This is a genomic window from Dinghuibacter sp. (genome assembly GCF_035492835.1).
Classification (GTDB): domain Bacteria; phylum Bacteroidota; class Bacteroidia; order Chitinophagales; family Chitinophagaceae; genus Dinghuibacter.
Map to the genome: position 1 here is coordinate 1 of NZ_DATJIY010000248.1, position 8,455 is coordinate 8,455.

General features: G+C 55.6%; 11 protein-coding genes. 7 read left to right on the plus strand and 4 right to left on the minus strand.

The window, feature by feature from the left end; translation table 11 throughout:
• From VL547_RS24165 to VL547_RS22300, 3 genes are all read right to left on the minus strand, one after another.
• The coding region (locus VL547_RS24165) for a DUF4172 domain-containing protein (RefSeq protein WP_414648369.1) at positions 1-94 on the minus strand (94 nt) is incomplete at its 3' end.
• Positions 95-334: 240 nt separating this feature from the next.
• Positions 335-1,405, minus strand: coding sequence for a recombinase RecA (recA, locus tag VL547_RS22295; RefSeq protein WP_349255545.1), 1,071 nt, complete (start codon positions 1,403-1,405; stop codon positions 335-337).
• 127 nt (positions 1,406-1,532) lie between these two features.
• Positions 1,533-1,904 (minus strand): YccF domain-containing protein, encoded by a 372-nt coding sequence (locus VL547_RS22300; protein WP_325582130.1) that lies wholly within the window; start codon positions 1,902-1,904, stop codon positions 1,533-1,535.
• A gap of 90 nt (positions 1,905-1,994) precedes the next feature.
• Between VL547_RS22300 and VL547_RS22305 the strand changes: the two genes are divergently transcribed.
• From VL547_RS22305 to VL547_RS22335, 7 genes are all read left to right on the plus strand, one after another.
• Entirely contained in the window at positions 1,995-2,627 is a 633-nt protein-coding gene (locus VL547_RS22305; RefSeq protein ID WP_325582132.1) for a GIY-YIG nuclease family protein, read from the plus strand.
• A gap of 20 nt (positions 2,628-2,647) precedes the next feature.
• Positions 2,648-4,969 (plus strand): ATP-dependent helicase, encoded by a 2,322-nt coding sequence (locus VL547_RS22310; protein ID WP_325582134.1) that lies wholly within the window; start codon positions 2,648-2,650, stop codon positions 4,967-4,969.
• A gap of 121 nt (positions 4,970-5,090) precedes the next feature.
• Positions 5,091-5,660, plus strand: coding sequence for a peroxiredoxin (locus VL547_RS22315; protein ID WP_325582136.1), 570 nt, complete (start codon positions 5,091-5,093; stop codon positions 5,658-5,660).
• A gap of 32 nt (positions 5,661-5,692) precedes the next feature.
• Positions 5,693-6,292: a carboxymuconolactone decarboxylase family protein gene (locus tag VL547_RS22320; RefSeq protein WP_325582138.1), complete on the plus strand. Its 600-nt coding sequence runs from the start codon at positions 5,693-5,695 to the stop codon at positions 6,290-6,292.
• Positions 6,293-6,362: 70 nt separating this feature from the next.
• On the plus strand, positions 6,363-6,962 hold the full coding sequence (locus VL547_RS22325) for a NifU family protein (RefSeq protein WP_325582140.1): 600 nt from the start codon (positions 6,363-6,365) through the stop codon (positions 6,960-6,962).
• Positions 6,962-7,594 (plus strand): nicotinamide riboside transporter PnuC, encoded by a 633-nt coding sequence (pnuC, locus tag VL547_RS22330; protein WP_325582142.1) that lies wholly within the window; start codon positions 6,962-6,964, stop codon positions 7,592-7,594. The genes VL547_RS22325 and pnuC overlap by 1 nt, the downstream gene beginning before the upstream one ends.
• Positions 7,587-8,159, plus strand: coding sequence for an ATP-binding protein (locus tag VL547_RS22335; protein ID WP_325582144.1), 573 nt, complete (start codon positions 7,587-7,589; stop codon positions 8,157-8,159). The genes pnuC and VL547_RS22335 overlap by 8 nt, the downstream gene beginning before the upstream one ends.
• Before the next feature lie 37 nt (positions 8,160-8,196).
• On the opposite strand, the gene VL547_RS22340 is transcribed toward VL547_RS22335, so the two are convergent.
• Positions 8,197-8,455 (minus strand): RepB family protein (locus tag VL547_RS22340; RefSeq protein WP_325582146.1); only part of this gene is annotated, 259 nt, incomplete at its 5' end.

An 8,455-nucleotide genomic window follows, 5' to 3' on the forward strand; every position in this document is an offset into this window, starting at 1 on the left:
GATGATGACTTACCTTTGTAGAGCGTTTTGACAAGCGTTCGTGGTTCCAGGTAAAGCGGGGCCAATCTATACGCTGGTAGATATATACGGCCATTTTCTCAGAGCGTTTTCACGAATATACGCTTATTTTCAATTAGTTAGCGGTTCGACGCTTTTATTGCGGGGAATCTCCCGCAGTTTCCAGGCTTAAAAAAACGTGGCCCGCCTGGAAAGGCGGGCCGTGACTATTACTTACTAATCCAAAAACAGCGTTTTATATAGTAGTTAGGCTGAAACGTTTTTGCGGGGCGGTTGCTTAATGGAGGCGCGTGGCGTCTCGTTGCGGGGTGCCCGGTTAGTTGAGGTTCGGCGCGGCGGCGGCAACGGCGGGTTGCTGGTTTTCGGTGAGCTTGGCCCTGATCTTGGTCTCGATCTCGGTGGCCAGACCGGGGTTGTCCAGCAGGAGCTGTTTGACGGCGTCGCGGCCCTGGCCGAGTTTGTTGGTGTCGTAGCTAAACCAGCTACCGCTCTTTTGGATGACACCCAGTTCCACGCCCATGTCGACGATCTCGCCCACCTTGGAGATGCCTTCCCCGAAGATGATGTCGAATTCGGCGCTGCGGAAGGGAGGCGCCACCTTGTTCTTGACGACCTTGACTTTGACGCGGTTACCCACGGCTTCATCCCCGTCTTTGATCTGGGCGGAACGGCGTATATCCAGGCGCACCGAGGCGTAGAACTTCAGGGCGTTCCCACCGGTGGTCGTTTCGGGGTTCCCGAACATGACCCCGATCTTTTCCCGGAGCTGGTTGATGAATATGCAAATCGTATTGGTCTTGTTGATGGTCGCGGTGAGCTTACGCAGGGCCTGCGACATCAGACGGGCCTGGAGACCCATCTTGCTGTCCCCCATTTCTCCCTCCAGCTCTCCTTTTGGTACCAGGGCGGCCACGGAGTCGATGACGACGACGTCCACTGCCCCGGAAAGGATCAGCCGGTCCGCGATTTCAAGGGCCTGTTCCCCATAATCCGGCTGGGAGATCAGCAGATTGTCGGTATCCACGCCCAGTTTCTGCGCATAGGAACTGTCAAAGGCGTGTTCGGCGTCGATAATGGCGCAGATGCCGCCCTTCTTCTGGGCCTCGGCGATCGCATGGATGGCGATCGTCGTCTTACCGGAAGACTCCGGGCCATATATTTCGACGATACGGCCGCGGGGAAAGCCACCCACGCCCAGGGCCACGTCCAGCCCCAGCGAACCCGTGGACACGACCTCCAGGGTCTTGTCGGCGCGTTCGTTCATCATCATCACGCTGCCCTTCCCAAAATCCTTGTCGATTTTTTCGATGGTCAGCTTCAGCGCTTTCAGCTTTTCGCTCATATTGTTTTTGTCGTGCCCGTTCGTGTTTTCGGATTTGGCTGCCATAACAAATGTTTTTGGATGTAAGGAGTAAGTGTGACTAATAATTTTAGCAAATATAAAGCTAATATTTTTAGTTTGTCAAGGGCTTTTGCTTTTTTTTCAAAAAAATACCTTCTCCCCCGTAATGGTTTTACCCGATCACGTCCTTGCCAAACGGCATAAGGGCGATGGGGATCAGCTTAAAGTGCTGGTTGGCAAACGGAAGGCCGATGATGGTGATGGCCAGGAGCACCCCGAAAAACAAGTGGACGCAGGCTATATATAGTCCCCCGAAGATCAGCCAGGCGATGTTGAAGAGGGGTGACAGGCAACCGGTGGCGGACGGTCTGCTGACGACTTGCTTGCCAAAGGGCCAAAGGACGAGATAAGCGAGCTTGAAGCATTGTACGCCAAAAGGGATGCCGACGAGGGTACAGCAGAGCAGGAAACCGCCGATCATATATCCCATCGCAGCGAAGAATCCCCCGAACACCATCCAGACAATATTTCCGAGAAGGTTCATGTTTGAGAAAATTAGTGTCGGCGTAAATATAACAAGTTCCCATATTTTCCTATATCTTGGATAAAACGCCAAATCATGGAAGGGGGATGTGTGTACATTCTGAAAACGGGGAAAAACCTATATAAGATAGGGAAGACCCGGGACCTGCAGCAACGCCTGGCGGCCTATCACACTCACCTGCCCATCCTGTTCCGGGTGATACGACAATACGGGGACGTGAATATCGGGAGCCTGGAGGGCAGTTTGCACGTCGTTTTCCAGCACAAGAGAGTGAAAGGGGAATGGTTCGAGCTGACAACCAGTGACCTGCAAATCTGTGACAACATCGCAGGGAACTATGCGCTCGCCAGGTTGCACCGGTCGCCCCGGCGGCAGGCCGTGCCGGTGAAATATACCGACGAGCCGTTGCTCCAGATTATGGAAGCCAATGAAAAATACCTGGCGGATTACTCCCGCGTGGCCGATGACATCCGGTTGGGTCTGAGTACGGATGAAATATTTGAGCTCTATGAAGGCGCGGTGGGCAAGGCCGTAATCGACACCGTCCGCCGGCTGCTTCGCTACCGCACGCCAAACGCGGAATTCCTCGGCCGGCTGCTCCCGGTGATCAAGGACCTGGGTGCGGGGCTGACAGACAAAAGCATCCTGGAAAAATACAGGGGTTCCGTAAGCCGGACGACGTTGTCCACCGTCAAAAGAATTCTCCGCAACCAGTTATATTAAACGGATCGTATTTTTGCGCCATGCAGAATTACCTGGACGGATTGAACGAGCAACAAAGGGAAGCGGTATTACACAAAGACGGACCCATCATGATCGTGGCGGGTGCGGGGAGCGGCAAGACAAAGGTGCTGACGACCCGGATCGCCCACCTGATGTCGGCGCACCAGGTAGACGCCTTTCGTATCCTGGCCCTTACATTTACCAACAAGGCGGCCGCCGAAATGAAGGAGCGGATCGGGAAGATACTTGGCAACAGCGAGGCCAGGAACCTGTATATAGGGACCTTCCACTCCGTTTTTGCGCGGATCCTCCGCGCGGAAGCCGAACGGCTCGGGTATCCCCGGAGTTTTACCATATACGATACCGACGACGCCAGGAGCGTTGTCAAAACGGTGGTCCAGGAGCTCAACCTCGACGACAAGCACTATAAGCCCAACGTCGTGCTGAACCGGATCTCTTCCGCCAAGAACGGCCTGGTCGGACCGGAGGAGTATGCCGGGGACTACTATATCCAGCAGGAGGACATGCAGGCCAACAGGCCCGCCATCGCCCAGATATACAAGGCTTACTGGGCCCGTTGCCGGAAGAACGGCGCCATGGACTTCGACGACCTGTTGTTCAATATGTATATACTGCTGAACAATTTCCCGGACGTCCTCCACAAATACCAGCACAAGTTCCGTTATATCCTGATCGACGAGTACCAGGACACCAACGCCGCGCAGTACCAGATCGTCAAGCTGCTGGCGGCGGTCCACGAGAACATCGCGGTGGTAGGGGATGACGCCCAGAGCATCTATTCCTTCCGGGGAGCGACCATCGAAAACATCCTGCAGTTCCAGAAGGACTACGACGACGTCAAGGTGGTAAAGCTCGAGCAGAACTACCGCAGCACCCAAAGTATCATCGCGGTCGCCAACGAGGTCATCAAGAACAACAAGGGGCAGATCCCCAAGGCCCTCTGGACGGACAACGTCCCGGGGGAGAAGATCCGGCTCGTGCGGACCGCCACCGACAACGACGAAGGCAAGTACGTAGCGGACACCATACAGGAACAAAAGCTTCGGAACCACTACGCCAACCGCGACTTCGCCATACTCTACCGGACGAATGCCCAGAGCCGGAGCTTTGAAGAAAGCCTGCGACGGATGAATGTGCCGTACAAGATCTACGGGGGGATCAGTTTCTACCAGCGCAAAGAAGTCAAGGACTTTATCGCTTACCTGCGCGTCGTCGTCAACCCGCGCGAAGAGGAATCGTTGAAGCGGATCATCAACTACCCTGTCCGCGGCATCGGCAAGACAACCATCGAAAAAGCGGTGACATTCGCCAACGAGCGCGACCTCTCCGCCTGGGACGTGTTCAACGCCGCCGCCACTTTTGGGTTCAAGGGCGGGACGTTGGAGTCGATCGACAATTTCGTCACGATGATCCGGATGTTCGCCAGTGAATTAGAACGCAAGAACGCCTATGACGTCGCGGTCCTGGTGGGCAAGCACACCGGTATCGTCAAGGAGCTCTTCAACGACAAAACCACCGAGGGACTTGCCCGCTACGAGAACGTACAGGAGCTCCTGAACTCCATCAAGGAATGGATCGAGACGCCCCTCAACGAAGAGGACGGGGAAGTGGGTGACAAAAGCCTCGGCGCCTACCTGCAGCAGATCACCCTCCTCACCGACGCCGATAACGAGGACGAAAACCCCGACGTCGTCAAGCTGATGACCATACACGCGGCCAAGGGACTCGAGTTTCCCGTGGTCTTTGTAGCGGGTATCGAGGAGGGGCTCTTCCCGAGCGGTTTGAGCATCAACAGCCGGGAGGACCTGGAAGAGGAACGGCGGTTGTTCTATGTGGCGGTGACCCGCGCCAAACAACGGTTGTGGCTGACCTTTGCGGTGAACCGCTATCGCTTCGGTCAGCTGGTATCCAATGAGCCGAGCCGTTTTCTCGAAGAGGTGCCGGAGCTATACCTCGACAAAAGCTACGCCGGCGGCGGTGTCCGCAATCAAGGTTTCGGCGGCGCCAGCGCGTTCGACCGGATGCACGGCGGCCACCGTGGCGGCGGCGCCCCGCCGCCTAAGCGGACCGAACCACCCCGACCGCAATACCTGGGCCCCGCGCCAAAGCCGAATCCGGTGGAGCATACCCCCAGCAAGGACTTTGTACCGAGCGACCTGTCCAACCTGGCCGCCGGCCAGCGCGTCGAGCACCAGAAGTTCGGGTTCGGGGAAGTGTTGAAGATGGAGGGGTCGGGACACAACCCGATTGCGACGATCAGGTTTGATTTGAATGGGGAGAAGAAGATCATGCTGAATTACGCGAAGCTGCGCATCTTATAGATTTTATCTATGTGATATAAGATAATTTTTGATCCACTCGATTAATTTTACGTGCATATTTGCGGCACGATTGGCTTGCCAGGAATTGATCAACAGCACTGGAAAAAATAAATACCATATAATGAGCAACCGCGTTTTGTCCGTAGGAAGCCAATTTCCTGCATTCAAGAAAAAAGCCGTCGTTTCCATCGAGAAGGGCAAGGAGTTCATCGACCTGACCCATGAGTACGCCTCTTCTAAAGGGAAGTGGACCGTTTACTTCTGGTGGCCCAAGGACTTCACCTTCGTTTGCCCTACCGAAATCGCCGAATTCAACAAGAAGCACAGCGAATTTACCGACCGTGACGCCGTCCTGATCGGCGCCTCCACGGACTCCGAGTTCGTACACGCGGCCTGGAGAAGGGACCACGCGGACCTGAAGGACCTGAAATTCCCGATGCTTGCCGACACCTCGAAGACCCTGGCGGAAGAGCTGGGTATCCTCGAAGCGGAGGAAAAGGTCGCGTACCGCGCTACGTTCATCGTCGACCCCCAGGGCATAGTTCGCTGGGTGAGCGTTTATGACCTCAGCGTGGGGCGGAACGTTCAAGAAGTTATCCGGGTACTCGACGCGCTGCAGACCGATGAGCTGTGCCCCTGTAATTGGAGTAAGGGTGAGGAGACGCTTACGGCGCAGCTGGCCCTGAATTAATCCAATCGCTTAACGAGAAACCATTTTGGCCCATGAGTCAAGCCGTTGCTATTCAAAATGAGACTTTCCTGAACCTGCTGGGGGAACTACAGCTGGAGGGATACACACCCTCGCTGGCCGTGCAGAGCCTGCTCCAGGTGGAAAGCCGCTACATCAAGGACCTCAAGATCAACGTCAGCAATGTCCTGAACAACAACCAGCACCTCAACCGCAAGGAATCCGTGTTGCTGGCGCTGGCGGTGGCCCTGAACGAAAGGTCCGAACTGCTAAAGGAGTCCCTGACCGGACTTGCCAGGCAGGCGGGCGCAACCGAGGCGGAACTCGCCGAGGTGGCGGCCTGTACCTCCCTGATGAACACCAATAACATCTTTTACCGTTTCCGGCACTTTGTCAAAAAAGATGTGTATACGGCCCAACCCGCGGGCATCAAGATGACCATCATGGCCAACCCCGTGCTGGGGAAGGAGTTCTTCGAGCTCCTGAGCCTGGTGGTGTCTTCGGTTAATGGGTGCGAGCTCTGCATAACCTCCCACGAACAGTCCGTGCTCCAGCACGGGGCCTCGGAATCGAGGGTGTTCGAGGCGGTGAAGCTGGGAGCGGTGATAAAGGGGCTCATCACAGTTTTGTCATGATTTTCTGATTATTAAGCGGGGCGTAACGCCCCGCTTTTTTTTGTAACTTTGACGTTCTAAATCGTGTTTTATGATCAAGACAGGGAACCCGGTTATCAGCATTTACACGGAGCAGACGCCCAATCCGGAAACGATGAAGTTTGTGGCCAATAAGCTGTTGTACCCCGGTAAGAGCGCCGATTTTCCCGACGTGGAAAGCGCCAAGCCGTCTCCCCTGGCCAACGAGCTCTTTGGATTCCCCTTTATAAAAAGCGTATTTATCGCCAGCAACTTCGTAACCCTGACCAAGACCCCGGAAACGGAATGGTCGGATGTGGTCCCGGCCATCCGGCAATTCCTCAAGGAATACCTGGAGGAAGGAAAGGCGGTCATCAACGAGGAAGAAATAAAGGCTATCAAAAAACCGGAAAGCACCAACACCGTGCACGCCGATGACGACGACGTCGTCAAGCGGATCAAGGAGCTCCTCGAAAACTATGTCCGCCCGGCGGTCGAAATGGACGGCGGCGCCATCCAGTTCAGGAGCTATGACGACGGCGTGGTGAATCTCATGCTGCAAGGGTCCTGCTCCGGCTGCCCGTCTTCGATGATCACGCTCAAGGCGGGTATAGAGGGCATGATGAAGCGCATGATCCCCGAGGTCCGGGAAGTAGTGGCGGAAGCCGAGTAATGCAGCACGTATACCAGTCATTTATCGATGGCCTCAGGGAAACCAGCCTCCTGGAGTACATAGGGGTGCTGGCGGGTATCGTATGCGTCTGGTTGGGCAAGGCGGAAAACATCTTCAACTATCCCCTCGGCATCCTCAATACCGGTATTTATGTCTATCTGAGCCTCCGCGGCAACCTGCTGGGAGAAGCCAGCGTAAACGTTTTTTATACCGTCATGAACGTCTATGGCTGGGTACTTTGGGCGCGGCGCGGATCGGATCGTCAGCCGTCGCTGGTGATCACGCGGTCATCCGGCCGGGACTGGGCGGTTGCGCTGGGGTTCTTTTTTGTTTGCTGGTTTGTACTGTACGTCGCCCTGACGTATGCGAAGGCTTCCTTCGCACCGCGCGCGATCCCGCTGGCGGATGGGTTTTCGGCCGCCGCGGCGTATACCGGCATGTGGCTGCTTACCCGTAAGAAAATCGAGAACTGGATATGGTGGATAATAACCGATATTGCAAGCATCCCGCTGTATTTCATTAAGGGATATGTATTTACCAGCTTCCAGTTCCTGGTTTTCCTCGTCATCGCCGTTCTCGGCTTGCTGGAATGGATCAGGAAGTGGAAAGGATCAAACACCGAATATGCTTAAGAAGATCGTAGCTATAGGTCCGGAATCGACGGGAAAAAGCACCTTGTGCGAATTGCTGGCGCAGCACTACCGGACCGCCTGGGTCCCCGAGTACGCGCGGGAATACCTGCTCAAACACGGAACTTCCTATACGTTGGACGACCTTACCGCGATAGCCAAGGGCCAGCTGGCGGCTGAAGACGCGTATGCGTTATCGCTCTTGAACAACGCAGACTTCGCGCCTTTCCTTTCCGACGACCTGGACCGGAAGCTGCTGTTTATCGATACGGACATGTATGTGATGAAGGTATGGGGGGAGTTCGTTTTTAACGCCTGCCCGCCTTTTGTGCTGGAGCAGGTCGTTTCGCGCCAGTACGATCTTTATCTGCTCTGCAATACGGACCTGCCGTGGGTTGCGGACGAACTCCGGGAATATCCGGACCTCGAAACCCGGGATAAGCTGTACCACATTTACAAAGACATCCTCGTGAATCAGTCCACGCCTTGGGTCGACATCTCAGGGTCGCCTGAAGAGCGGCTGGCAAAGGCCATTGGGGCCGTCGAGCGGTACGTACTCGGGCGTTAGCCGCTTTGCGCGGGTCGGTTGGCCGCGCGCAGGCGCGTTAGCCGCGCTGGTGCGCGATGATGAATTCGATCAGCTCGTTTTGGGTGATGCCCGCGCGGGCGCACGCGTCGGTGATGTCGTCGCGGTTGACGCCGGCGGCGAAGGTTTTTTCTTTCAGTCGTTTGAGCACGCCTTTTAGCTCCATGCCGTCATAACCTCCGGGACGCATCAGGGAGTATGCATGTACGAGACCGGAGAGCTCGTCGAAGGCGTACAGCATTTTGTCCATTTTTGTTTGTGGCTCGACGCCGAAGTGG